The organism is Nonomuraea sp. NPDC050153 (assembly GCF_044460125.1).
Lineage (GTDB): Bacteria > Actinomycetota > Actinomycetes > Streptosporangiales > Streptosporangiaceae > Nonomuraea.
Genome location: NZ_JBITJQ010000027.1, coordinates 80,889 through 102,480, shown reverse-complemented (window position 1 = coordinate 102,480; position 21,592 = coordinate 80,889). Strand labels below are relative to the sequence as shown.

Annotated in this window: 24 protein-coding genes; 11 read left to right on the top strand and 13 right to left on the bottom strand. The window is 70.9% G+C overall.

What is annotated here, in order from left to right:
- Window positions 1-75: 75 nt before the first annotated feature.
- Window positions 76-726, bottom strand: a complete 651-nt coding sequence (locus ACIBQ1_RS44005) for a DUF402 domain-containing protein (protein ID WP_397286778.1) — start codon at window positions 724-726, stop codon at window positions 76-78.
- Window positions 727-1,003: 277 nt separating this feature from the next.
- Between ACIBQ1_RS44005 and ACIBQ1_RS44000 the strand changes: the two genes are divergently transcribed.
- Together ACIBQ1_RS44000 and ACIBQ1_RS43995 are read left to right on the top strand one after the other, a co-directional pair.
- The gene (locus ACIBQ1_RS44000; protein WP_397286776.1) at window positions 1,004-1,336 is read left to right on the top strand and encodes a YnfA family protein; all 333 of its coding nucleotides are present in this window, start codon (window positions 1,004-1,006) and stop codon (window positions 1,334-1,336) included.
- Between the two features lie 158 nt (window positions 1,337-1,494).
- A complete protein-coding gene (locus ACIBQ1_RS43995; protein ID WP_397286774.1) occupies window positions 1,495-2,007 on the top strand; it encodes an ATP-binding protein in 513 nt (170 codons plus the stop codon).
- Between the two features lie 304 nt (window positions 2,008-2,311).
- Here ACIBQ1_RS43995 and ACIBQ1_RS43990 read toward each other — a convergent pair whose 3' ends face one another.
- Window positions 2,312-4,648, bottom strand: coding sequence for an ATP-binding protein (locus ACIBQ1_RS43990; RefSeq protein ID WP_397286772.1), 2,337 nt, complete (start codon window positions 4,646-4,648; stop codon window positions 2,312-2,314).
- Window positions 4,649-4,853: 205 nt separating this feature from the next.
- Here ACIBQ1_RS43990 and ACIBQ1_RS43985 point away from each other — a divergent pair, with 205 nt between their 5' ends.
- Window positions 4,854-5,420, top strand: coding sequence for a hypothetical protein (locus ACIBQ1_RS43985; protein ID WP_397286770.1), 567 nt, complete (start codon window positions 4,854-4,856; stop codon window positions 5,418-5,420).
- 16 nt (window positions 5,421-5,436) lie between these two features.
- Here the strand turns inward: ACIBQ1_RS43985 and ACIBQ1_RS43980 are convergent, their stop codons facing one another.
- The 4 genes from ACIBQ1_RS43980 to ACIBQ1_RS43965 form a co-directional block, all read right to left on the bottom strand.
- On the bottom strand, window positions 5,437-5,589 hold the full coding sequence (locus tag ACIBQ1_RS43980) for a hypothetical protein (RefSeq protein WP_397286768.1): 153 nt from the start codon (window positions 5,587-5,589) through the stop codon (window positions 5,437-5,439).
- Window positions 5,586-5,771, bottom strand: a complete 186-nt coding sequence (locus ACIBQ1_RS43975; protein WP_397286766.1) for a DUF5999 family protein — start codon at window positions 5,769-5,771, stop codon at window positions 5,586-5,588. Before ACIBQ1_RS43975 ends, ACIBQ1_RS43980 begins: the two co-directional genes overlap by 4 nt.
- A 138-nt stretch (window positions 5,772-5,909) precedes the next feature.
- Window positions 5,910-7,013, bottom strand: coding sequence for a hypothetical protein (locus tag ACIBQ1_RS43970; protein ID WP_397286764.1), 1,104 nt, complete (start codon window positions 7,011-7,013; stop codon window positions 5,910-5,912).
- A gap of 234 nt (window positions 7,014-7,247) precedes the next feature.
- Window positions 7,248-8,039 (bottom strand): MerR family transcriptional regulator, encoded by a 792-nt coding sequence (locus tag ACIBQ1_RS43965; RefSeq protein WP_397286762.1) that lies wholly within the window; start codon window positions 8,037-8,039, stop codon window positions 7,248-7,250.
- A 78-nt stretch (window positions 8,040-8,117) separates the two neighbouring features.
- Between ACIBQ1_RS43965 and ACIBQ1_RS43960 the strand changes: the two genes are divergently transcribed.
- Entirely contained in the window at window positions 8,118-8,426 is a 309-nt protein-coding gene (locus ACIBQ1_RS43960) for an ArsR/SmtB family transcription factor (RefSeq protein WP_397286760.1), read from the top strand.
- A complete protein-coding gene (locus ACIBQ1_RS43955) occupies window positions 8,423-9,223 on the top strand; it encodes an SRPBCC family protein (RefSeq protein WP_397286758.1) in 801 nt (266 codons plus the stop codon). Before ACIBQ1_RS43960 ends, ACIBQ1_RS43955 begins: the two co-directional genes overlap by 4 nt.
- A gap of 52 nt (window positions 9,224-9,275) precedes the next feature.
- On the opposite strand, the gene ACIBQ1_RS43950 is transcribed toward ACIBQ1_RS43955, so the two are convergent.
- The 5 genes from ACIBQ1_RS43950 to ACIBQ1_RS43930 all read right to left on the bottom strand — a co-directional run bounded on the left by ACIBQ1_RS43950 (window position 9,276) and on the right by ACIBQ1_RS43930 (window position 15,539).
- Window positions 9,276-10,331 carry a DUF4037 domain-containing protein gene (locus ACIBQ1_RS43950; protein ID WP_397286756.1) on the bottom strand — a complete coding sequence of 352 codons (1,056 nt, stop codon included), beginning with the start codon at window positions 10,329-10,331 and terminating at the stop codon, window positions 9,276-9,278.
- Between the two features lie 67 nt (window positions 10,332-10,398).
- Window positions 10,399-11,145: a GNAT family N-acetyltransferase gene (locus ACIBQ1_RS43945; RefSeq protein WP_397286754.1), complete on the bottom strand. Its 747-nt coding sequence runs from the start codon at window positions 11,143-11,145 to the stop codon at window positions 10,399-10,401.
- 7 nt (window positions 11,146-11,152) lie between these two features.
- Window positions 11,153-12,583, bottom strand: coding sequence for an adenylosuccinate lyase (gene purB, locus ACIBQ1_RS43940; RefSeq protein ID WP_397286752.1), 1,431 nt, complete (start codon window positions 12,581-12,583; stop codon window positions 11,153-11,155).
- 92 nt (window positions 12,584-12,675) lie between these two features.
- Window positions 12,676-15,066, bottom strand: coding sequence for an ATP-binding cassette domain-containing protein (locus ACIBQ1_RS43935; protein WP_397286750.1), 2,391 nt, complete (start codon window positions 15,064-15,066; stop codon window positions 12,676-12,678).
- Between the two features lie 116 nt (window positions 15,067-15,182).
- Entirely contained in the window at window positions 15,183-15,539 is a 357-nt protein-coding gene (locus tag ACIBQ1_RS43930; protein WP_397286748.1) for a VOC family protein, read from the bottom strand.
- Between the two features lie 212 nt (window positions 15,540-15,751).
- Here ACIBQ1_RS43930 and ACIBQ1_RS43925 point away from each other — a divergent pair, with 212 nt between their 5' ends.
- The 3 genes from ACIBQ1_RS43925 to ACIBQ1_RS43915 all read left to right on the top strand — a co-directional run bounded on the left by ACIBQ1_RS43925 (window position 15,752) and on the right by ACIBQ1_RS43915 (window position 17,025).
- Entirely contained in the window at window positions 15,752-16,126 is a 375-nt protein-coding gene (locus ACIBQ1_RS43925; RefSeq protein WP_397286946.1) for a helix-turn-helix transcriptional regulator, read from the top strand.
- A 10-nt stretch (window positions 16,127-16,136) separates the two neighbouring features.
- The gene (locus ACIBQ1_RS43920; protein WP_397286746.1) at window positions 16,137-16,553 is read left to right on the top strand and encodes a VOC family protein; all 417 of its coding nucleotides are present in this window, start codon (window positions 16,137-16,139) and stop codon (window positions 16,551-16,553) included.
- Between the two features lie 268 nt (window positions 16,554-16,821).
- Window positions 16,822-17,025, top strand: coding sequence for a hypothetical protein (locus ACIBQ1_RS43915; RefSeq protein WP_397286744.1), 204 nt, complete (start codon window positions 16,822-16,824; stop codon window positions 17,023-17,025).
- A 122-nt stretch (window positions 17,026-17,147) separates the two neighbouring features.
- On the opposite strand, the gene ACIBQ1_RS43910 is transcribed toward ACIBQ1_RS43915, so the two are convergent.
- On the bottom strand, window positions 17,148-17,585 hold the full coding sequence (locus ACIBQ1_RS43910; RefSeq protein ID WP_397286742.1) for a MerR family transcriptional regulator: 438 nt from the start codon (window positions 17,583-17,585) through the stop codon (window positions 17,148-17,150).
- 38 nt (window positions 17,586-17,623) lie between these two features.
- Here ACIBQ1_RS43910 and ACIBQ1_RS43905 point away from each other — a divergent pair, with 38 nt between their 5' ends.
- Window positions 17,624-18,277 (top strand): class I SAM-dependent methyltransferase, encoded by a 654-nt coding sequence (locus ACIBQ1_RS43905; RefSeq protein WP_397286740.1) that lies wholly within the window; start codon window positions 17,624-17,626, stop codon window positions 18,275-18,277.
- A gap of 108 nt (window positions 18,278-18,385) precedes the next feature.
- On the opposite strand, the gene ACIBQ1_RS43900 is transcribed toward ACIBQ1_RS43905, so the two are convergent.
- A complete protein-coding gene (locus ACIBQ1_RS43900) occupies window positions 18,386-19,147 on the bottom strand; it encodes a hypothetical protein (protein WP_397286738.1) in 762 nt (253 codons plus the stop codon).
- A 323-nt stretch (window positions 19,148-19,470) separates the two neighbouring features.
- On the opposite strand from ACIBQ1_RS43900, the gene ACIBQ1_RS43895 reads away from it, so the two are divergent.
- Together ACIBQ1_RS43895 and ACIBQ1_RS43890 are read left to right on the top strand one after the other, a co-directional pair.
- The gene (locus ACIBQ1_RS43895; RefSeq protein WP_397286736.1) at window positions 19,471-20,517 is read left to right on the top strand and encodes a methyltransferase; all 1,047 of its coding nucleotides are present in this window, start codon (window positions 19,471-19,473) and stop codon (window positions 20,515-20,517) included.
- Between the two features lie 47 nt (window positions 20,518-20,564).
- Window positions 20,565-21,485, top strand: coding sequence for a DUF6891 domain-containing protein (locus ACIBQ1_RS43890; RefSeq protein WP_397286734.1), 921 nt, complete (start codon window positions 20,565-20,567; stop codon window positions 21,483-21,485).
- Window positions 21,486-21,592: the final 107 nt, after the last annotated feature.

Here is a 21,592-nt window from a genome sequence, read left to right as displayed (position 1 = left end):
CTCACCTGTGGTCGCCGGTCTCGTCGGGAGTCTGACCGCGCTCGCCGGTGACCAGCCCGGGCCCGGACCCACCGCTCAGGGCATCTCGAGGGCGTCCTCGGGAAGGGTCGGCGTCTGCCACAGCGTGTGCGCGGGCGGTGACCAGTCGGAGGCGAAGGGGCCCTGGCGGGTCTCGATGAGCGCGACGACCTCCTCGCGGGCGGCGTTGACGTGGCGGTGTACGTGGTCGTCGATGAGCCCGAGCCGTCTGCCGTGCCGGTATTCGTCCTCGTCCTTCCAGTGGCGGCGCGACAGGTCGGGTTCGACGATCAGGTCGAGCAGCAGGTCGAAGGTGTCGATGCCCAGGCGGGTGCGCGCTTTGGGCAGGTCGAAGTCGATGTACCAGGTCAGGGGCCGATGCTCGGCGTCGAAGAACTGGCGGACGGTGAAGTGTTTGCCGATGCCGTACCAGCTGCGCGTGGTGGTGTCCCGCCAGGTCCACCAGCCGAGTTCCCACCGGCCCGAGGCCAGCTGGGCGATGGTGCGGTCCCGGTTGCTGCCGCCGTTCAGGATGGAGGTGATCCAGGTGGTGCAGGCGAGGCTGCGCAGCCCCGGCCAGCCGGCCACCACGAGGTACTCGTCGGTGTCCTGCAGGACCCGGTACGGCGTGGCCGACCACACCTTGCCGTTCCAGACGTGGCGGCGCACCGCCGTGGCGCCCTCGTCGAAGCGTTTGCCGGCTGTCATGCTGCCGATCATGTCAACGGCGGGGCGGATCTGTCACGATCTTGGTTATGGGGCGGGTGGGCATCGACGCGGGCCGGTTGACGTTTGAGGCCGTTCGGCCTCAACGATGAGGCCTCGCGGCGCGTCGCGCGGAAGGCCGGGTTCGTCATGGAGGGCACGCTGCGTAAGCGGTTGGTCCGTCGGGGTGAGCGGGTCGGCGCGTGGGCGGGCTCGCTGCTGGGGGAGGCGAGCGGGGCCGGTGTGCGCGGCGCCGGTGGGGGCTGGTGCAATGGCGGGCATGACGGTAGTGCGTTCGCTGGTGTTGTTCGCGTTGGCGGCCCTGTTCGAGATCGGCGGGGCGTGGCTGGTGTGGCAGGGGGTGCGGGAGCAGCGTGGGCTGGTGTGGGCGGGCGCGGGGGTGATCGCGCTGGGCCTGTACGGTTTCGTGGCCACGTTGCAGCCTGATGCGCATTTCGGGCGGATTCTGGCCGCGTACGGCGGGGTGTTCGTGGCCGGGTCGCTGCTGTGGGGTGTGGTGGCCGACGGGTTCCGGCCGGACCGGTGGGATGTCATCGGGTCGCTGGTGTGCCTGGCGGGCGTCTTGGTGATCATGTACGCGCCACGGGGCTGACGCCCGGTTTGCCGTGTTTTCCGGACCTCCCGGTACCGACATACGGGTGAATAGGTACCTATATGGGGATTTACCCCCTCTCCCCGGCTGGGGGGTCGGAGCGAAGCTAAACGTGTCATAGAACACACATGCGCCGACACGGGGAGGAGACGATACACGTGCCAGCCATGTTGCAGCCGCGCATCGAGCGCGGCACAACGGAGCAGCAACCCGCGCTGCGGCTGCTGTCCTGGAACGGGCTCCTGGCCATGGGGGACGGCCTGGCCGTCCGCGCCGGGTGGGCGGGACAGGACCGCGCCGTGTCGTGGCTGCTGTCGGCGCGCCCGTCGGCGGTTCCGGGAGCGCGGCGCATGACCGCCGTCCGGCTGGCCGACTGGGGGCTGCACGAGCAGGCCGAGACCGCCGATCTGCTGGTCGGCGCGCTGGTCGCCAACGCCCTGCGGCACGCGGGCACGCGGATCAGGCTCTCGCTGTGGGTCGAGGACGGGCTGCTGCGCTGCGAGGTCGAGGACGACAGCCCGCTGCCGGCCGCCGTCGCCCGCTGCCGCGCGGCCGCACAGCGCGCGCACGACCCGGTGCTGGCCCGGCTGGCCTGCTGCTGGGGGGTCGCCGGCAAGGTCGTGTGGTTCGAGCTCGTCACCGGCGAGCGCTCCTGCGAGCAGCACGCCTGACCGGCCCGGGCGCCCGTACCTAACTAAAAGCGCCCAAAGCGCCCCGCAAGCGCCGCAACACCGCCGTAGCCACCGCCTGAAAGGGCCGCAGCCACCGGAAAGGCCGTACCGGAAAGCCCGTACGGCGTCGACGGAAAGGAATGACGCATCGTGCGCCAGACAAGGATCCGCGTCTCCAAGCGCCCCACGTGCCGCCCTGCCCAGGGTGTGGACCTGCGGACCCCGTCAGGGCGGCCGCTGCCGTACTGACACGCTCAAGACGGCCGTGAACCGGCCTTGCCCCTGAAGCCGGTTCCCGGCCCCCTCAGCCCCCCAAGTGCCCGTCAGCGCGGGCCCGCTCCCCCACCCACACCGCGATCTGCGCCCGCGAGCTGAACCCCAGCTTGGCCAAGATGTGCTCGATGTGCCCCTCCGCGGTCCGCTGCGCGATCACCAGAGACGCCGCGATCTCCTTGTTCGTCATCCCCTGGGCGACCAGTTCGGCGATCTCCCTCTCCCGGCGCGTCAGCGGCGCCGCCTGCCCCTGCCGCTCGGCCGCCTGCTCAGGCCTGTCCTCCTCCAGCGCGCAGGCCAGGGCCTCCTCCAGCGGCATGCGGGCCCCGCGCCGCACGGCCGTCTCGAACGCCGCCTCCCCCAGCGCCTCGCGCATCGCCGCCTCGCACTCCTGGTGGTAGCGGGCAAGGTGCCCGAACCCCGACAGCGGCGCCCCGGCGCAGTTCCACATGGTCTCCAGGACGCCCAGCAGGCGCGCGGCCCGCTGGTGGCGGCCCTGGCCGGCGGCGATCCAGGCCAGCACCTCGATGTTGACGCCGACGCCCAGCGGGTCGCCCAGCGCCCGGTTGAAGCCCAGGCTCTGCTTCTCCAGCTCGGTGGCCCGCTCCAGGTCCCCCTGCCGCCACACCTGCACGCCCAGCGCCATCATCGTGTACGCCCTGTGCCAGCCCTCCCCGCTGGCCTCGCACTCGGCCAGGCACTCCTCGCCCGCCGCGATGGCGGCCGAGGAGTCACCCAGGAACGAGTGGGCGAGCGTCAGCCGGATGAGCGACAGCGCGATCCCGACCGGGTCGCCGGTACGGCGGTGGCGGGCAAGGGCGTCCCTGTATAGCTCGATCGCGGCTTCCGTTCGCCCCTCGTACATGGCCACCATTCCGCAGAACAGGGCCACGTAGGCCAGGACCGGCTCGTCGTCGAGTCTGTCGCCGAGCCGGCGGCTCTCCTCCAGCATGGCGGTGGCGGCCGGGATGTCGGCCTGGATGATCGCCAGCCAGCCGCCGGCCCACAGCGCGCGGGCCCGTACCCGGCTGGGCTCGGTGTCGGCGGCCAGCGCCTGCTCCAGCCAGCCGCGCCCCTCAGCCAGGTAATAACTGGTGATCCAGTGATACAGCAGGTCGCCCGCCATGCTCAGCCCCTCGCGGGCCTCGCCCGGGGTGCTCATCCAGCTGTCCAGGGCGGCCCGCAGGTTGGCATGCTCGCGCTGGAGCCGGGCGAACCAGGCCACCTGGCCGGGCCCGAACAGCTCCGCCCTGGCCCGCGCCGCAAGATCGCGGTAATAACTGCGGTGCGCTCGCTGCAGGCCGGGCTCGCAGCCGGAGTCCGTGAGCCGTTCGCGACCGTACTGCCGCAGCGTCTCCAGCATCCGGTAGCGCACGCCGCCCGGATGGTCTTCTCGCATCAGCACGGACTTGTCCACCAGGCCGATCACCAGATCGACCACGTCCTGCGGGTCGATCCCGTCCTGGCCGCACACCGCCTCGGCCGCCTCCAGGTCCAGGCCCCCCGCGAACACCGAGGCCCGCTCCCACAGCAGGCGTTCTTCTTGCGAACATAGCGCGTAACTCCAATCGATCAGCGCCCGCAGCGTCTGATGGCGGGGCAGCACCGCCCTGGACCCGCCGGTCAGCAGGCGGAAACGGTCGTCGAGCCGGTCGAGCAGCTGCCCGGCCGACAGGGCCCGCATGCGCACCGCCGCCAGCTCGATCGCCAGCGGCAGCCCGTCCAGCAGGCGCACGATGCGGGTGACGACCTCCCGGTTGTCCTCCACGACGGAGAAGGACGGCAGGACCGCGCGGGCGCGTTCGGCGAACAGCCGTACCGCGTCCTGCCGGACCAGCCTGTCCAGCGGCACCTGCGCGTCCGGCAGCGGCAGCGGCGCCACCGGCACCGCCTGCTCGCCGGCGATGCCCATCGCCTGCCGGCTGGTGGCCAACACCCGCAGATCGGGCGCCGCCCGCAGCAGCGCCTCGCTCAGCACGGCGCACTCGGCGATCAGGTGCTCGCAGTTGTCCAGGATCAGCAGCGCCTGCTTGTCGCGCAGGTGACGGGTCAGCACCCGCATCGGGGTGCCGCCGGTGTGGTCGCGGATCTCCAGCGCCTCGGCCACGGCCTGCGCCAGCAGGGCGGGGCCGTCCAGCTCGGCCAGCTCCACCAGCCACACCCCGTCGCGAAAGGCCCGCCGCACGTCCTGGCCGACCCGTATCGCCAGCCGGGTCTTGCCGACGCCGCCCATGCCGGTCAGCGTGACCGCCCTGGAGGCGGACAGCAGCTGTTTGACCTCGGCCACCTCGTGCCGACGCCCCACGAAACTCGTCACCTCGGCCGGCAACCCGCCGTTGGGCCGCCCTCCGTAGGTGCTGGCAGTCACCGCTGTCATTGGCGCCTTCCGCGACGCGGCCGGCGCTGCCGTCGGCCCGCATCCCACGTCGTCGCCCCCAGGTTATGTCCCGGCCGTTATCCCAGACGAGCACGGTCAAGAACCCACAACAAGTTTTGGCCATCGCATGGTGCAACGGCGTCTCGACCTTGACGGGAGAACGCTCCTAGCGTGGAGGAAAGGAGAGGGGCGAGCCATGTTCATCCAGGTCATCGAGGGCCGGGCGATCGACGCCGGCGACGTGCGCGAGGCGTTGCAGTGGTGGGCGCGCGAGCTTTCGCCCCGGGCCGAAGGCTGGCTGGGCACCACGGCCGGCGTCACCGGCGACGGCCTGTTCGTCGGCGTCACCCGCTTCGCCACGCGGTCGGCGGCCCACCGCAACAGCGACCGGCCCGAGCACGGGCAGTGGTGGATCGAGACCGCGAAGCTGTTCGCCGGCGAGGTGACCTTCCTCGACTGCGACGAGGTGTTCGAATACCTGGGTGGAGGGTCGGACGCGGCAGGGTTCGTCCAGGTGACGCAGGGCAGGGTGCGCGACCCCGGGCGGGTGCGCGAGCTCGTCCGGCTCAGGCAGGAGGAGCTGGCGGCGTCGCGGCCGGACCTCATCGGCGGCACCGCCGCGCTGTACGGGGACGGCGGCTACCTGGAGACCGTGTACTTCACCGGTGCGGCAGCGGCGCGGCCGCCCGCGATGGGACAGCTGTTCGCCGGGGACCCGGACTTCTTCGAGCTGCGCGAGCCGTGGCTGTACTCGCCGCGGTAGCCGCGCCGGCGGGTGTTCACGCATGGACCAGGGCCGGCACGGGCAGCTCGAACCGGACGACCTTGTCGCAGGCGTCCTGCAGCCCCCACTCGGCGAGCTGGATGCGCGCCGCGGCCCGGCCCGCCGAGCGTTCCTGGGGCGTGAACGTCCACGACGCCAGGGCGCTCATGCCGCGTGCTCCAGGGCGGGGACGACGCTGCGGCCGTCGGGCAGCAGTTCGCCCGTGTCGTCGAAGAAGACCACCCCGTTGCACAGCAGTCCCCATCCCTGTTCGGGGTGGTAGGCGATCAGGCGCGCGGCCTGGTGGGCGGTGGAGTCCGCCGGAGGACAGGGAGGCTGGTGCGTGCACATGGTGCCGGTTCCTCCGTTCCTGGCATCCAGCTGCTTTTCCGTACGCTTCCAACGTGCCGTACATCACACCCCAAGAAGAGGTGAAAAATACCTATATAGGTACTTATGTCCGGCACGTGCGTAGCCCCCAGGGAGACGTCAGACCGTCAGAGCCTCCCGGCCCTCGTCCCACCGCCACCGCACATCCCGCCCGCTCAGCCGCACCCCGCCGATCCAGCGATCGACCCCGTTCAGCCGCACATGATCCTCCTCACCCGCCAGCACCCGGGCACCCGCACCGGTCAGCCGCAGCACGGTCCCCGGCCCCACCGGGCCCTCCGCGGGCCGCAGTTCCAGCAGCGGGCACTCGGCCCGCGCCAGCCGCTCCATCACCGAGAAACACCACGTATCCCCCTGAAACGGGCGCGCCTCGCGGGCCGAAGCCCGCACGAACACCTCCCCGGCACCCGCCTCCTCCTCCGACTCCGCGGCGGCGACCGCGGCCAGCACCCGCCGCTCGGTCAGCGACAACCCGTCACGCGTGGACGGATACTCCCGGCTCAGACGCTCGAAAGCCTCCCCCACAAAACGCAACTCACCCGAACGCGCGGCCGCCACCGCCGGCAACCCCCGCGGCGTCGGCGCCCGGAAAGCCGCCCACGCCCGCGTCGCCAACTCCAACGCCGCCGGAGTCAGCCGCGCACACGCCCGCGTCGCCGGCAACTCCCGCAACTGCTCGGCACGCAACTGCCCCAGCCCACCGAACCGGGCGATCCCAGGATGCTCCCCGATGCAGATCAACGTGACACGCTCGGCCGGCACCCCCAGCCCGGCCAGCCGGGCCAGAACCTCCACGATCTGCAACTGGTCATACAGATCGGCCTCGAACCACAGCACATACTCACCACCCCGGTTGGCCTCCACCGCGGCGTCGCGCTCCAGGAACATGCGCAACCCCTCCCCGCGGTCATCCGCGCCCGCACCGGCCAGGAACGCCGCCCGCACCCGCCGCAGCTCAGCAGGCCCCACCGCGGGCACCGGCCCCTCATGCAGCACATCCCGCCAGTACACCACCCGCCGGGCCAGCCCCGTCCCCGCCAGATCGGTGCAGTCACCGTTGCTGATGTGCAGCGCCTGCGCCATCCACTCCTCAGCCGGGACACCCTGCCCGCCCAGCAACCGCAGGCGCGCGACCGCGTACGACTCACCGGTCCTGGCCATACGGGCACGCACCCGCCGCTTGAAATCCGCCTGCCTGGTCATGAACATCTCCCGCGCCCCAACCGCGCGTCCCCCGGCGACCAGCACGGCGGGCGCACGACCAACCGGCAGATCCTCCGTCCGAGAGGTGAACCTCCCTTTACCTCCTGAAAGTGACCCGGCCGGGGCGAGTCGCCGGAGGTTGGGCGCGGACGGCCGCCACAGCCATGCTAACCCCGGCCCCCCGGCTCACCACACCTCGACGCCCACCCCGACCGTACGCAGCCGGCCCAGAATTCATGACTCCTCCAAACAGACCATCAGATGCGTGACAAGAAGCTCAGGCGAGGTCACCGCCGGATCCGACACGTACACCTCCCGCATCGGCCCCCGCACCGCACACCGGCGCTCGGCACACCAGGCCAGCACCGCATGCGCCGTCAGCGACATCTGGTCATAAGGCCCCACATGCGTCGCACACGCGAACCTGCCCCCCGGCAGCACCCGCACCTGCGCACCCCCACCGGACTCCCCCACCCCCAGCACCGCGGCCACCTCCACATCGAACACCTCGCCGAAGTCCACCGGGAACAACCCGACCAGCCGAACAGGACCCCCACCCACCAGCCCCACCAGCCGCGCCACCGCCAGCGACGTCGCCCGCCCCACATCCTCAGGACCCGCCGCCCGCTCGGCCACCACCGCCACCCGCACCGCAGGCTCCTCCACCACCCGCACCGGCGCCGACGGCAACCCCTGCGCCATCACCCGCTCCAGCGACGCGAGCGTCCGACGACGCCGCGCCAACTCCGCCTCCAGATCCTCCCGAACCCCCTCAAGCGCCTGCGCCCCGCCCGACAACACCTCACCCACCACCGCCAGCGGCACATCCAGCGACCGCAACAACCCGATCGACAACGCCACCCGAGCCTGCGACGCCCGGTAATAGCGATAACCCGTCACCGCATCCACATACGCCGGCGGCAACAACCCCAGCTCGTCATAGTGACGCAACTGCTTCACACTCAACCGCCCCAACCTGGCGAACTGCCCGATCGGCAGCAACTCCTCATCCACGCCCACCAGCATGGACCCTCCCACCGAGGGAGAGTCCACCCCCATACATGCCCTTGCAGGTATATAGCCGAACAGGTATGTTAACGAACCATGCGCTTCGACGTGCTGGCAGAACCCACCCGCCGCCACATCCTCGACCTCCTCCTCCAACGCCCCCGCCTCGTCAGCGAACTCACCACCCACCTCGGCCTCACCCAACCCGGCACCTCCAAACACCTGCGAGTCCTCCGCGAAGCCGGCCTCGTCACCGTCCGCAAAGACGCCCAACGCCGCTGGTACGAACTCCGCCCCGCTCCCCTCGCCGAAATCGACGCCTGGCTCACCCCCTACCGCAAACTCTGGAACCACAGCCTCGACCGCCTCGAACACCACCTCGACACCATGGAAGACGACCAATGAACGAAAACCTCACCATCCACCCCGACGGCCGCACCACCCTGCGCATGCAACGCCGCCTGCCCCACCCACCCGAAAAGGTCTGGCGCGCCATCACCCGACCCGAACACCTCGCCCACTGGTTCCCCGCCGACATCACCATCGACGGCGACCACATCAGCTACGGCTTCGGACCCGACGGCCGCATCACCGAGAACAACCCACCCCACCTCTACGCCCACACCTGGGGCGACGACGAACTCCGCTGGGAGATCCACCCCGACGGCCCCCACGCCAGCATCCTCACCTTCACCCACACCTTCACCGACCACCACGGCGCCGCCAGCTTCGCCTCCGGCTGGCACACCTGCCTCATGGCCCTGCTCAACGTCCTCGACCAACGCCCCGTCCAGCAACCCGCCGACAACCAACCCGCCGAATCCGCCCGCCTCCACGAGGACTACGTCGCCATCCTCGGCCTGGTCCCCGCCACCACCCACAACGGCGACGTACGCGTCGAACGCCAGCTCACCCGCCCCGCCGAAGACGTCTGGCACCTGCTGGGCGGCCAGGACGCCACCATCGGCGACCCCCCGCCCGCCCCCTTCACCGCACCCGGCCTCCAGCCCGGGCCGGTCACCCGGGCCGAAACCGCCAAACTCCTCGAATACGACACACCCACCGGCCCCGTCCGCTGGGAGCTCACCCAGGGCACCGGCCAGGGCGCACGGCTCATCGTCACCCACACCGGCGACACCACCACCCTCGACGCCTGGCGCATCCGCGTCGAGGAACTGGCCGCGGCCCTCGTCGGTTTGTGATTGTCCGGGGTGAGGATGATCATGCAACCACCCTCGCCCTTTACAATGTAGATCAGTAAGCTTCGAGGCCGAGGGTCGCCGCTGTCAGCGCCCGCGCCCGCCCCGGCACCATCAGCAGGTCCGTCGAATCCGACAGCTGATCCACGCACCCCACCACCGGCAGGCCCTTGATCACCGGGTCCGACACCGACTCCAGCAACGCCTGCGCGAACCGGTCCCCGCCGATCACCTCGAACGGCCGGTCGAAGAACCCCCGTACCCGCTCATCCAGCCGTTCGGCCAGCGCCATCCGGTTCTGCAGCGCCGCCACCCGCGCGTACGCCCCCGACAGCCCCTCCTGCCGCTCCCGCCAGGAGCGCGCCGCCACCGCCGTCCCCAGGCACTCCCCCAGCTCCGTCGAGCCCGGCATGCGCGCCAGCGCGCTGCCGAGCCATTTCGCGTACGGCGGGTAACGGCGCCGCAACAGCAGCGCCAGCCGCATCACCTCCCGCGCCAGCCGCGCCCCCACCACGGCCGAGCCCAGCTCATCGCCCACCTCGCCGCTCCGGCCCGGAAACGGCTCCTCCTGCGCGATCCGCCGCCACTGACACGCCAGCACATACCGCCACACATCTTCCGGATACCAGCGCAACGCCGCCCGGGCCGTCTCCAACCCGCCCCCCGGAACGGCGGCCTCCAGCCCGTCATGGAACACCTCGCCCCGCGTCACCTCGGCCAGGCTCTGCCACGGCGCCGACAACCAGTCCAGCAGCGACACCCCCGCACGCGGATCGAACCCCAGCCGCCCCACCAGCCACGACCCCAGCTCCGTCACCGCCACCCCGGGCTGCACACTGCCGTGGTAGCCGAACACGGTCGGAAAACCGCCGAAACGCTCCGGCAGGCCCGCCTCCACCCTCGCCCGCACCTCGGGCGCGGTCCCGGCCGCCACGAACACCAGCACCCGCGGCCCCCAGTCATGGTCGGCCGAGCGGGCCGTGTCGAACTCCAGCACCTCCGACCCCGGCCCGATCAACGCCGCACTGTGCGCGACCCCGGACACCAAAGGCGCCACCACCTCGCCGTAGAAGGCGCGGGACAACTCAATACCAGGTACAAAATCGGACATCACGCCGTCAACTCTGCCCCAGCGCCGCCCGAACCTCACCCGAATTTTCCGCCCGCCGGCGCGCCCCTCACCCGGCCACGCGGCAGGCCAGCACCCGCCGGCGCCGGTAGCCGATCCGCTCGTAGACCGTGACGGCCGCCACGTTGGCGTCGTCCACCATCAGCGCCGCCCGCCCGTAGCCGGCCAGCAACTCCCGCGAGGCCCACCGGCACACCCGATCGGCCAGGCCCCGCCCCCGCAGGGCCGCCCTGGTGGCCACCCCGGCCAGCAGCCCCACGCTCGGCGCCGACCAGGCGTCGGCCGCCACCGCCGCCAGCTCGCCGCCGACCCGCACCCCGGCCCAGCGCCGCACCCCGGCCAGACCGGGCACCGCGTACGACTCGGGCGCTGCGGCCGCCAGCAGCGCCGCGACCTCGGTCTCGGCCTGCGGCTCCAGCCAGCCCACCCCGCTGACGGCTGGGCCGGCGGCCGGGCCGTCCAGCGCCGGCAGGCTCATCCAGGAGAACGTCCCGGACTCCCGCAGGACCTCGAGCTTGGCCGTCACCTGGCGCATCAGCTCCAGCTCTCCGAACGGCCGGTAGGAGGACCCCAGCTCGGCCAGCGCGTACCGGACCAGCTCAACGGCGTCGGCGGGCTCGCCCCACACGCCCAGCCGGTCCCGGCGCGAGGCCCCGGGGCCGGCGGCCACCACCGCCCCGCCCAGCGCCCACGCCCGCGCCCCGCCGCGCAGCCCCTGCGCCGCCCACACCAGCAGGTCGTCGTCCCCGCACGCGGCGCGCACCTCGGCGTCGTGGCGTAACTCCCGGATCGTCACAGCCCGTTCACAAGATCGCGCCGGGCCGGTACGCCGCCGCCTCCGGGTGCGCCGCCACGACCTCGCCCACCCGCTGGGAGAGCGCCTCCACCTGGTCGGCCGCCGCCCCGGTGAACGACACCCGATCGGCCAGCAGCACCTCCAGGTGGGCGCGGTCCAGCGGGAAGCGGGTGTCGGCCGCCAGCAGGTCGAGCAGCTCGTTCCCGGCGCCGCGCGAGCGCATCGCCAGCGCCGCCCCCACCGCGTGCTCCTTGATCAGCTCGTGCGCCGTCTCCCGGCCCACCCCGGCGCGCACCGCCGCCATCAGCATCTTCGTCGTGGCCAGGAACGGCAGGTAGCGGTCCAGCTCGGCCGCGATGACCGCCGGGAAGGCGCCGAACTCGTCCAGCACCGTCAGCATCGTCTCCACCAGCCCGTCGAAGGCGAAGAACGCGTCCGGCAGCGCCACCCGCCGCACCACCGAGCACGACACGTCACCCTCGTTCCACTGGTCGCCCGCCAGCTCGCCCACCATCGAGGCGTAACCGCGCAGCACCACGGCCAGGCCGTTGACGCGCTCGCAGGAGCGGGTGTTCATCTTGTGCGGCATCGCCGAGGAGCCGACCTGCCCCTCCTTGAACCCCTCGGTGACCAGCTCGTGCCCGGCCATCAGCCGGATCGTCTTGGCCAGCGACGACGGCGCCGCCGCCAGCTGCACCAGCCCCGTCACCACCTCGAAGTCCAGCGAACGCGGATAGACCTGCCCCACGCTGGTGAAGCGGTGCGCGAACCCCAGGTGCGCGGCCACCCGCTCCTCCAGCTCGGCCAGCTTGCCCCGATCCCCGCCCAGAAGGTCGAGCATGTCCTGCGCCGTGCCCACCGGACCCTTGATCCCGCGCAGCGGGTAACGGCCGATCAGCTCCTCCAGCCGCCGGTAGGCCACCAGCAGCTCATCGGCCGCCGACGCGAACCGCTTGCCCAGCGTGGTCGCCTGCGCCGCCACGTTGTGCGAACGCCCGGCGACCACCGTGGCCTCGTGCTCCTCGGCCAGGCTCGCCAGGCGCGCCAGCAGCGCCACCACCCGGTCGCGCACCAGCAGCAGGCTGTCGCGGATCTGCAACTGCTCGACGTTCTCGGTCAGGTCGCGCGAGGTCATCCCCTTGTGCACCTGCTCGTGACCGGCCAGCGCGTTGAACTCCTCGATGCGCGCCTTCACGTCGTGACGCGTCACGCGCTCACGCGCCGCGATCGAGTCGACGTCGACCTGCTCGACCACCTTCTCGTAGTCGTCGACCGCGCCCTGCGGGACCGCCACCCCCAGCTCGGCCTGCGCCCGCAACACCGCCAGCCACAACCGCCGCTCAGCGATGATCTTGTACTCGGGGGACCACAGGCGGGCCAGCTCCGGCGAGGCATAACGGGAGGCCAGGACATTCGGGATACGCGGCTTGGACGTCACGTCGGACAAGTCTATTCACCCGCCCGCACCCGCACGGCACCAGGCCACACCGCCCGGCCGCACCGCCCGGCCGCCGACGACGCAGGCCGGCGTCAGGCGCTCACGTACCCCGCCAGATGCTCACCGGTGACAGTGGAACGCGCGGCCACCAGATCGGCCGGGGTGCCCTCGAAGACGATCCGCCCGCCGTCGTGACCCGCCCCGGGACCGAGGTCGATGATCCAGTCGGCGTGCGCCATGACCGCCTGGTGATGCTCGATCACGATGACCGACTTGCCGGAGTCGACCAGCCGGTCGAGCAGGCCGAGCAACTGCTCGACGTCCGCCAGGTGCAGGCCGGTCGTCGGCTCGTCCAGGACGTAGACGCCGCCCTGGTCGGCCATGTGGGTGGCCAGCTTGAGCCGCTGCCGCTCGCCGCCGGACAGCGTCGTCAGCGGCTGGCCCAGGCTGAGGTAGCCGAGCCCGACGTCGGCGAGCCGACCGAGGACGGCGTGCGCGGCCGGCGTGCGCGCCTCACCGGCGCCGAAGAACTCCCCGGCCTCCGACACCGACATCGCCAGCACCTCGCTGATGTCACGGCCGCCGAAGCGGTGCTCCAGCACCGAGGCCTGGAACCGCTTGCCGTCGCACTCCTCGCACGGGGCCGCCACGCCGGCCATCATCCCCAGGTCGGTGTAGATGACGCCGGCGCCGTTGCAGGAGGGGCAGGCGCCCTCGGAGTTGGCGCTGAACAGCGCCGGCTTGACCCCGTTGGCCTTCGCGAACGCCTTGCGGATCGGGTCGAGCAGCCCGGTGTAGGTCGCCGGGTTGCTCCGGCGCGAGCCGCGGATCCCGCTCTGGTCGATCGAGACCACCCCCGCGCCCTTGGGGATCGACCCGTGCACCAGCGAGCTCTTGCCGGAGCCGGCGACGCCGGTGACGACCGTCAGCACCCCGAGGGGGACGTCGACGTCGACGTCGCGCAGGTTGTTCGCCCTCGCGCCGCGGATCTCCAGCCTGCCGGTGGGCGTGCGGACCGTCTCCTTCAGGGCCGCCCGGTCGTCCAGATGGCGGCCGGTGACGGTGCCGCTGGCCCGCAGCCCCTCGACGGTGCCCTCGAAGCAGACGCTGCCGCCCGCCGTACCGGCGCCCGGGCCGAGGTCGACGACGTGGTCGGCGATGGCGATCATCTCCGGCTTGTGCTCCACCACGAGCACCGTGTTGCCCTTGTCCCGCAGCCGCCGCAGCAGGGTGTTCATCCGCTGGATGTCATGGGGGTGCAGGCCGATGGTGGGCTCGTCGAAGACGTAGGTGGTGTCGGTCAGCGAGGAGCCGAGGTGGCGGATCATCTTGACCCGCTGCGCCTCGCCGCCCGACAGCGTGCCCGACGGCCGCTCCAGCGACAGGTAGCCCAGCCCGATCTCCACGAACGACTCCAGCGTCCGCAGCAGCGTGGCCAGCAGCGGCGCCACCGACGGCTCGTCCAGGCCGCGGACCCATTCGGCCAGGTCGCTGATCTGCATCGCGCACGCCTCGGCGATGTTGACGCCCTTGATCCGCGACGAGCGCGCCGCCTCGCTGAGCCGGGTGCCGCCGCACTCGGGGCAGGCGGTGAAGGTGACCGCCCGGTCCACGAACTCCCGGATGTGCGGCTGCATCGCCTCCCGCTCCTTGGACAGGAACGACTTCTGGAACTTGGGGATCAGCCCCTCGTAGGTGAGGTTCACGCCCTCGACCTTGACCTTGATCGGCTCCCGGTACAGGAAGTCCTGCATCTCCTTCCTGGTGAAGTCGCGGATCGGCTTGTCCGGGTCGAGCAGGCCCGACTCGGCGTAGACCCGTACGGTGAAGAAGCTGTCGGACTTCCAGCCCGGGATGGTGAACGCGCCCTCGGCCAGCGACTTGGAGTCGTCGTAGAGCTGGGTGAGGTCGATGTCGGAGACCGCGCCCCGGCCCTCGCAGCGCGTACACATGCCACCCGTGCGGGTGAAGGTCTGCACCTGCGTCTTCTTGGCGCCGCGCTCGACGGTGATCGCCCCGCTGGCCCGGACCGAGGGGACGTTGAAGGAGAAGGCGTTGGGCGAGCCGATGTGCGGCTGCCCGAGCCGGCTGAACAGGATGCGCAGCATCGCGTTGGCGTCGGTGGCGGTGCCGACGGTCGAGCGCGGATCGGCGCCCAGGCGCTGCTGGTCGACGATGATCGCGGTCGTCAGCCCGTCGAGCACGTCGACCTCGGGCCGCGCCAGCGTCGGCATGAAGCCCTGCACGAACGTGCTGTACGTCTCGTTGATCATCCGCTGCGACTCCGCGGCGATCGTGTTGAACACCAGCGAGCTCTTGCCCGAGCCGGAGACCCCGGTGAACACCGTCAGCCGGCGCTTGGGGATCTCGATGCTGACGTCCTTGAGGTTGTTCTCGCGCGCGCCGTGCACGCGGATCAGATCGTGGCTGTCGGCGGCGTGCGGCGCAGGCGACTGCGGGTCCGTCGGCGTGGCCTTGCTCATCGTGTCTCCATCTGTCGGGTGGGGCCGCCTGCGCGGTCTCCGTCGGCGCCGCCTGGCGTGATCTGACCAGTTCCGAGCATTATGTCGGTTTTTGCAGCGCGTACGGGGATCGGCCCTCATCGGTCCTGAAGCAGCCCGAGGACGTTGCCATCGGGATCGGTCACCGTGGCCACCAGGCGCCCGCCCCCCACGTCGCGCACGGGGTCCTTCACCGTCGCACCGGCAGCGGTCACCTCGGCCGGCTTCGCCTCGATGTCCGCGACATGCCAGTACGCCACCGGCCCGGCCATGCCCTGCGGCCCACCGCCCGGCACCAGCCCGATGTGCTGACCCCCGGCCTCGAACCCGACGTAGTACGGCCCGTCGGCCTGCGGCTCGACGCCGAGCAACGCGGCGTACACCGCCTTGGCCCTGGCCAGATCGGACACCGGATGCAGCACGGTCTTGATCTCCTGCGTGGAAGAACCGCCCATGATCACTCCTGAGACCGTGAAAGGCGACTGTCGAGGCCGGTCACCGTCGCCGATGACCTCGACGCCGGTCACCCTCACGCTAGCCGCGGCCCGCCGGCCCGCGCTTCTCCGATCCTGACCGTTCCCGCCGGCTTCAGGCGCTGTGCGAAACTGGTCAGGTGAGACGGCAGGACCTCGACGACCTCGTCCGGCTTCGGCGCGCCCGCGACCGGATGGACCGCGACTACGCCGAGCCGCTCGACGTCCCGGCGCTCGCGCGTGACGCCCTGATGTCACCGGGCCACTTCTCCCGCAGCTTCCGCGCCGCCTTCGGCGAAACCCCCTACAGCTACCTGATGACCCGCCGCATCGAACGGGCCAAAGCCCTGCTGCGACGCGGCGACCTCTCGGTCACCGAGGTCTGCTTCGCGGTCGGCTGTACGTCACTGGGCTCCTTCAGCACCCGCTTCACCCAGCTCGTCGGCGAGAGCCCGAGCACCTACCGCGCCCGCGACCACGACGACGGCGCCGCCATCCCGGCCTGCATGGCCAAGATCCACACGCGACCCGTCAGGAACGGAGAAGCGAGCCCCACCACGCCCCCGTAATGTGAACGGCATGGACATCAAGCTCGCCCAATGCTTCATCGCCGTCGACGACCACGACAAGGCGATCGCCTTCTACCGCGACGTACTCGGCCTGGAGGTACGCAACGACGTCGGATTCGAGGGAATGCGCTGGGTGACCGTCGGATCACCCTCGCAGCCGGACGTGAACATCGTCCTCGAACCACCCCTCGCCGACCCCAACGCCTCACCGGCCGACAGGCAGGCCATGGCCGAGCTGATGGCCAAAGGCCTGCTCCGCGGCATCATCTTCGCGACCGACGACTGCGACGCCACCTTCGAACGCATCAGCGCCGCGGGCGGCGACGTCCTGCAGGAGCCGATGGACCAGTTCTACGGCGTTCGCGACTGCGCCTTCCGCGACCCGGCCGGCAACCTGCTGCGCTTCACCCAGCCCCTCGGCAAGTGAGGTTTTGACTGTTTCCAGCAGGAGGTTGGAAAAACGCCCACGTCCTTTACAAAGTAAACTCATAGGTGACGGGTGTCCGGCCGGGCGGCGATCAGGGGTGTTGCGATCTCTCACGCGACCGCGGGGGCCGTCTGCCCTTCGTCGGCCTGGTCCGGCTCGTGGCGCTTGAAGAAGGTGAGGAAGATCAGAGTGACGGGGATCGCGACGGCGACGGGCACGAGCCAGAGGTTCGCCCAGGCGCCGAGGCCGGCGCCTTGTCCTCGTGACGATGAAGACGACCTCGACGGCGCTCGTCTCGATCGCCGACCCTTACCTGCTGCAGGACCTGCCCATGGTCCGCACGGCCGTCAACGCGTACACGCCGAGCTCGCACACGGTGGACGCCTGCCTCGCCAAGCTGTTCGGTGAGAGCCCGTTCCACGGGACCAGCCCGATCGATCCCTCAGCGGGACACTGGGATGCCATGCTCTGACCATCCCGGCAGCACAGGGCCGAGGGTGAGGTGTCGATCACGGTCGTCTCCCGGAGTGTGGCCAGGCCAGAGGTTCAGCACGAGCCGGTCGCCGCAGATCGGGCTACCGCGCGGCCTCGACGTCAGTGCGCATGCACCTCGTCGTGAGCCTCTTCGAGAGAAGATCCCGCCAGGAACGCCGCGACCCCGCCGGTGAAGTTGGAGCACTCGAAGATGTCCTCGTGCGGGCAGGCCAAGCCATGGGCGATGGCGGTGCGTGCCACCTGAGCCTGGGCGATCCGTTGATCCAGCTCGGCGAGCTTACGTTGGTACAGCTCCCGCCAACCGTCGCCGGCCGGCGAACGAGAGGCGATGAACGCCTTGACCTCCCGCAACGTGAAGCCGACATCTCGCAGCAACAAGACCACACCGACCAGCCCGACCGCCGACGGCGGATAACGCCGTTGGCCTGAGACCCGGGCCGGCGCCGGCAGCAGGCCGAGCTCTTCCCAGTAGCGCAGCGCGGAGGTGGCGACACCCGTACGGCTCGCCAGCTCGCCGATCGTCAACTGCTCACCCATTTGACTTCAAGCATACTTGAAGCCGTTGACTGGCGATCATGCAGACAGCAGGCACCTCCCTCAAGCAACGCGTGCTCAGAAAATTGGTACGCCAGGCGCACCACCCGCAGGGCATCGTCGGATGGGCGGTCGGCCGGATGTTCGCTCATCGCCCCTCCAACCGGCAGCGCAACATCTGGGCGGTGTCGTTGCTGGACGTGCAGCCCACCGACCGGGTGCTCGAGATCGGCTTCGGTCCCGGCCTCGCCATCGCCGAGCTCGCCGGGCGCGCCGCCGGGGGCCACGTCTTCGGCATCGACCACTCACAAGCCATGGTCCGGCAGGCCACCCGTCGCAACGCCGCCGCCGTCCGCGCCCACCGCGTACACCTCACGCACGCCTCCGTGGAGCGGCTGCCGAGCTTCGGCGATCCGCTCGATGCCATGCTCGCCGTCAACTCCGTGGGGTTCTGGCCCGACCCGGTGGAGCGGCTTCGCGAGCTGCGCCGCCTGCTCCGCCCCGCAGGACGCATCGCGCTCGTCAGCCAGCCCCGCTGCCCCGGTGCCACCCGGGACACCACGACCCGAGCAGCCCAAGAGCTCCAGGACCTGCTCACCCAGGCCGGCTTCACCCGTCTCCGGGTCGAGACCCTCGAACTCGACCCGCCTGTCGCCTGTGTGCTCGCCGACAATCCGACCGGCCTGCCGTCATGACCGCAGCCGACACACCCAGCGGCTTCCCACCGGCATCCGGTGCCATCGCTGCGGCTTCCACCTCGCCGGCCGGGCATCTTCTGGGCGAAGGCGCCCGGCCGGCCGGTCTCAGCGGTTGCGCACGCAGTCCTTCACGATTTGCGCGTTGAACGGAAAGACGAATGTCTTGACAGCGTACGGATTGTCCTCATCCCCCACCACCGTGCCCATGAGGTGCGCGAGTTCGTGGAGCATGATGAGGACGCGCCCGTCGGGACCGTCGAGCTCAGGCGCGCCAGGGGGGTTCTGGTAGTTCTCGGGAGGCGATGCGCTGTCGAAGTACGGCTTGTAGAGAGTGATCTTTCCGTCCGCTCCGGCGCCTTCCGATATCGCATAGACCGCTTTTCCTGAGACCGGGTGCTTCGGGCTCCGCAGATATTCCATCGTGATGTTCTGCTTGGTGAATACGAGGTCCAGCACCTTTCTGGCGTCGGGCTCGCCCGGCTTCAGCGATCCGCTGATCAGGTTCATGCACTTCTTGTCGGACTTCGCCAGGCGGGCGTGCGCGCCGTCGTAGCCCTCTTTGAACTTCTTCAGCGCAGCGTCATAGGCCGCGTCCGCAGACGCTTCCCAATCGCCTTCGGCCTCATCGGTCATTTCGGGAGCGAGTTCTTCCTCCACTTCGGTCGTCTCGGGCTGGAGCTCGTCCTCTTGTGCCGGCATCAGATCCAGCGCGGCGCCGTCCTCGGGGCAGAAGAACTCGATTTCCGGATCGCATGAATCGGCAACGGCAGGGTGAACGGCCGCGTAACCGCCGCCGACCACGACGGCGAGCGCAGCGGCGACCGCCAGGACCCCGCGGCGGCCCTTCGGCCGGGCCTCTTGGCTCATGGTCCCTCCTCCTACGGTGAGAGCCAGTACGTGTGACTGGATCTCTGCTTACGGCCTGGCCTGTTGATCAACCAGAGGAGGACATTGACCACTGTTGATTAGCGGAACATCACGAGCTGCGCAGACACCTCCTCGATGCACCACCACGATCGCCACACGCTCACGACCGCAATACCCCACCCCCGGCGCCACCCGCCGCTCCGCCCTGCCCACCGGCGCCGACAAGCCACTGCCCTGGAAACCCTCACCAACAGAGCGAAGAAGTCCCACATCGCTGTCGCCGATTTCCGCACTCAGCCTCCTCGAAGGCCCACCATATGGACATGGCGAGCAACGACGAGACGACCGGCGGCGGGGCCCTGGACAGGGTCGCCGCGTGGCAGGCCCTGACGCCGCTGATGGACCTGGTGACCCCCATGGCGCTCCGGGTGGCCATCACCCTGCGGCTGCCCGATCTCATCGACGACAACGGCTCGGACATCGACGACCTGGCGGCCGCGGCCGGCGCCGACCCGGACGCGCTGGCCCGGCTGCTGCGCCATCTGATCAGCCGCGGCGTGTTCACCGAACCCCGGCCCGGCACGTTCGCGGTGAACGACACGGCCGCCCAACTGCGGCGCGACCACCCGTCCGAGACGTGGCGGTGGCTGGACCTGGACGGGTTCGGCGGCCGGATGGACCTGGCCTTCACCGGCCTGGCGGACACGGTACGGACCGGCCGACCGGCCTGGCCGGCGGTGTTCGGGGCGCCGTTGTGGCCCTACCTCGACGCGAACCCCGAGCTCAGCGCGTCCTTCGACGCGACGATGGCGGCCGACGACGGATACCGCGAGCTGGCGGAGGGCTACGACTGGCCGGCGCTGACCCGGGTGGCCGACGTCGGCGGCGGCACCGGGGTGCTGCTGGCCGAGCTGCTGCTGCGCCACGACGGCCTGCGCGGCGTGCTGATCGACCTGCCGGACACCGCCGCACGCGGGCGGCGGTACCTGGCCGGACGCGGGCTGGCGGACCGGTGCCAGACGATCGGCTGCAGCTTCTTCGACGAGCTGCCCGGCGGAGCCGACGCGTACGTGCTCAACCGGGTGCTGCACGACTGGGCCGACGCCGAGGCGAGCGCCATCCTGCGCCGCTGCGCCGCGGCGGCGGGCCCGAGCGGCCGGGTGCTGATCCTCGAGTCGCTCAGCGGCCCGCAAGCCGATCCGGCCGCGTTCGCGGAGATGAACCTGCGGATGCTGGTCCTGACCGGCGGCCGGGAACGGACCGTCGACGACTACCGGGCGCTGGCCGCGAGCTCCGGGCTGCGCCTGTCCGCCGTGCACGACGTCCCGCCGCGCCACACCGTCATCGAGTGCGTCCAGGCCGGCGCCTGACCACCCTTTCCCGTCGAGTGTCGGTGGCCTGTGCCAGAGTGGGCGGCATGCTTGCGATCACGGTGCAGACGGAGAACGGGCAGCGGCACACCCGCGTCACCACGCAGGAGCTGGCCGAGCTGGTCCACCGGATCGGCGGAGGCGATGACAGGTTCCTGGTCGTCCAGCGCATCCCGGATCTGCCTGACGCCTTCATCCAGGTGTGGCACGAAGCGGGCGGCGACTACACGCTCGAACACCGCGACGGCGGCCCCGAGCGGCATTTCCAGGTGACGCTCGCCGGGCCGGAGCCGGTGATCGCGGCCATGACCGGCTGGGCACGCCAGGACCAGGACTGGGGGTCCGGGCTGGAGTGGGCGTCGCTGGACCTCGGGCCGGCCCCGGACCCCGCTCCCCCGCTCGACCTTGACGACGATTCGCGGGAGCGGCTCGAAACGCGCCTGCGCGAGGTGCTGACCGGCGGTTACGCCACGCGAGCGCAGCTGACGGAGGTCGCGCAGGACTATCTCGTCTGCGGCGACCACCGGCCGGTGTCACGCGAGCAGGCAGGGCAGCTGGTCGACCGCATGTGGCTGGAGCGCGTCGGCGAACAGGCCGCTTGGGAGGGCGAGACGGATCCCGAGCGGCTCGCCCGGGCCTTCGCCGCACTGGGGCAGGCGGGCATCACGGCCCGGGAAGACTTCGCCTGCTGCCGTTCATGCGGTGACGCGGAGATCGGCGGGGCCGGCTCGGCGGACGCCCGCGGCTTCGTCTACTTCCACTCGCAGTGCACGGACGCGGCCGCGCGAGGCCACGGGCTGACGCTCTTGTACGGCGCTTTCGAAGGATCAGCGGCCACGACGACCTCCATCGGCGGGGAGGTCGTGACGGCGCTGCAGGAGTGCGGGCTGTCGGTGGAGTGGAACGGCGACCCTCTGCGGGCGATCACCGTCACACCGCTGGACTGGCGCAAACGGCTGGTCGGTTAGGACTGATCGTTCTCGCCACCACCGGTGTCCTCTGTCACGGCGCATCGCCAGAACACGGGCCGCGGGCACCCATGAAACGTCGCCGAGCGTCGGGTGCCCGGGATGCG

Bases quoted from the DNA above. Each gene is read 5' to 3' on its own strand.
- ACIBQ1_RS44005 (WP_397286778.1), bottom strand. From the start codon at position 726: ATGACAGCCGGCAAACGCTTCGACGAGGGCGCCACGGCGGTGCGCCGC.
- ACIBQ1_RS43935 (WP_397286750.1), bottom strand. From the start codon at position 15,066: ATGAGCAAGGCCACGCCGACGGACCCGCAGTCGCCTGCGCCGCACGCC.
- ACIBQ1_RS43920 (WP_397286746.1), top strand. From the start codon at position 16,137: ATGGACATCAAGCTCGCCCAATGCTTCATCGCCGTCGACGACCACGAC.
- ACIBQ1_RS43895 (WP_397286736.1), top strand. From the start codon at position 19,471: ATGGCGAGCAACGACGAGACGACCGGCGGCGGGGCCCTGGACAGGGTC.
- ACIBQ1_RS43955 (WP_397286758.1), top strand. From the start codon at position 8,423: ATGAACGAAAACCTCACCATCCACCCCGACGGCCGCACCACCCTGCGC.
- ACIBQ1_RS43985 (WP_397286770.1), top strand. From the start codon at position 4,854: ATGTTCATCCAGGTCATCGAGGGCCGGGCGATCGACGCCGGCGACGTG.
- ACIBQ1_RS43965 (WP_397286762.1), bottom strand. From the start codon at position 8,039: ATGCTGGTGGGCGTGGATGAGGAGTTGCTGCCGATCGGGCAGTTCGCC.
- ACIBQ1_RS43975 (WP_397286766.1), bottom strand. From the start codon at position 5,771: ATGTGCACGCACCAGCCTCCCTGTCCTCCGGCGGACTCCACCGCCCAC.
- ACIBQ1_RS43930 (WP_397286748.1), bottom strand. From the start codon at position 15,539: ATGGGCGGTTCTTCCACGCAGGAGATCAAGACCGTGCTGCATCCGGTG.
- ACIBQ1_RS43960 (WP_397286760.1), top strand. From the start codon at position 8,118: ATGCGCTTCGACGTGCTGGCAGAACCCACCCGCCGCCACATCCTCGAC.
- ACIBQ1_RS43910 (WP_397286742.1), bottom strand. From the start codon at position 17,585: ATGGGTGAGCAGTTGACGATCGGCGAGCTGGCGAGCCGTACGGGTGTC.
- ACIBQ1_RS43900 (WP_397286738.1), bottom strand. From the start codon at position 19,147: ATGAGCCAAGAGGCCCGGCCGAAGGGCCGCCGCGGGGTCCTGGCGGTC.
- ACIBQ1_RS43980 (WP_397286768.1), bottom strand. From the start codon at position 5,589: ATGAGCGCCCTGGCGTCGTGGACGTTCACGCCCCAGGAACGCTCGGCG.
- ACIBQ1_RS43890 (WP_397286734.1), top strand. From the start codon at position 20,565: ATGCTTGCGATCACGGTGCAGACGGAGAACGGGCAGCGGCACACCCGC.
- ACIBQ1_RS43950 (WP_397286756.1), bottom strand. From the start codon at position 10,331: ATGTCCGATTTTGTACCTGGTATTGAGTTGTCCCGCGCCTTCTACGGC.
- ACIBQ1_RS44000 (WP_397286776.1), top strand. From the start codon at position 1,004: ATGACGGTAGTGCGTTCGCTGGTGTTGTTCGCGTTGGCGGCCCTGTTC.
- ACIBQ1_RS43925 (WP_397286946.1), top strand. From the start codon at position 15,752: ATGGACCGCGACTACGCCGAGCCGCTCGACGTCCCGGCGCTCGCGCGT.
- ACIBQ1_RS43970 (WP_397286764.1), bottom strand. From the start codon at position 7,013: ATGACCAGGCAGGCGGATTTCAAGCGGCGGGTGCGTGCCCGTATGGCC.
- ACIBQ1_RS43905 (WP_397286740.1), top strand. From the start codon at position 17,624: ATGCAGACAGCAGGCACCTCCCTCAAGCAACGCGTGCTCAGAAAATTG.
- ACIBQ1_RS43915 (WP_397286744.1), top strand. From the start codon at position 16,822: ATGAAGACGACCTCGACGGCGCTCGTCTCGATCGCCGACCCTTACCTG.